1 protein-coding gene is annotated in these 1,203 nt (G+C 24.8%); it reads right to left on the bottom strand.

Annotated features, from left to right (window positions below; all coding sequences use genetic code 11):
- Nucleotides 1-16: 16 nt before the first annotated feature.
- Nucleotides 17-1,090, bottom strand: coding sequence for a Fic family protein (locus tag BLU40_RS17450; protein ID WP_090126836.1), 1,074 nt, complete (start codon nucleotides 1,088-1,090; stop codon nucleotides 17-19).
- Nucleotides 1,091-1,203: the final 113 nt, after the last annotated feature.

Here is a 1,203-nt window from a genome sequence, read left to right as displayed (position 1 = left end):
TTGTTAGCCAAAGTATTTAATCTTTAAGAGTTAGTATTTTTATCAGTTTCTCGTTGATATAATAATTTCCAGTTCCTAATTTTTCTTTTTTTAGAACTTTATCTTTAGCCAATTGATTGAGATATTTGGATGCTGTAATTCTCGAAACACCTAAATCATTTTCAATGAACTCAATTTTTGTATATGGATGTTTGAATAAATTATTTAATAAATCTTGACTATAAAATTTGTAATTATTTCTTAATAAATTTTTATACTCAAATATCAAATCTCTTATTTTTCCTATTAGTACAATCGTTTCTTTAGAAATTTTTTCTACTCCATCTAACATATATAAAATCCAATTTTCCCAATTGTCAGTTACTCTAACTTCTTGTAAAAGTTTATAATAATCAGCTTTGTGTTCAATTATGTATCGACTTAAATATAGAACAGGTAAATTCAATAAATCATTCATTACTAAATACAAAACATTGATAATTCGCCCTGTTCTTCCATTTCCATCATAAAATGGGTGAATACTCTCAAACTGAAAATGAATTATAGCCATTTTAACTAATGTGTCAAAATCAGACAAGCTTTCATCGTTTATGTATTTTTCAAGATTTTTCATTAAATCTAAAATTGTATCATATTCTTGAGGTGGAGTATATATAACTTCTCCAGTTGTTGCATTTTTCAATGCAGTTCCTGGAACTTTTCTAAATCCAGCATTATTTTTCTCTAATTCAGATTGGATTTCAATTATATCATTATTCGTTAGTATTTTATTTTTTTTAATTAATTCAAACCCTTTTTTTAATGCGGAAATATAGTTTTGAACTTCTTTAGCATTTAATGATTTGAAACCATCAAGATTTAACTCCGCTTTAAATATATCATCGTGAGTTGTTATTATATTCTCAACAGCAGAACTATCTTTAGCCTCTTGAAGACCTAAAGTGTTGATTAAAATATTTTCGTTTGGAATACTTGAAACAATTCCTTTTAATTCGGCTAATGCTCTATGAGCTGAAGCCAATTTTTTAAGAATTTTTTTTGTCTCAATATCTTGTTTTAGAGGTAACTTTTTTAATCTTTCAGATTCCATTATGTATAGAAATATTAATTTTCTTTACAAATATAAATCATTATGATAAGATAATCGTTTTTTCTTATCATTACTTTGTTGAATGATAAAATAATTAAATTTATTTATCATAA

Source organism: Lutibacter oricola (genome assembly GCF_900106565.1).
GTDB classification, from domain to species: domain Bacteria; phylum Bacteroidota; class Bacteroidia; order Flavobacteriales; family Flavobacteriaceae; genus Lutibacter; species Lutibacter oricola.
The sequence above is the reverse complement of the archived record's forward strand: the minus strand, read 5'-3'. Positions and strand labels throughout refer to the sequence as shown.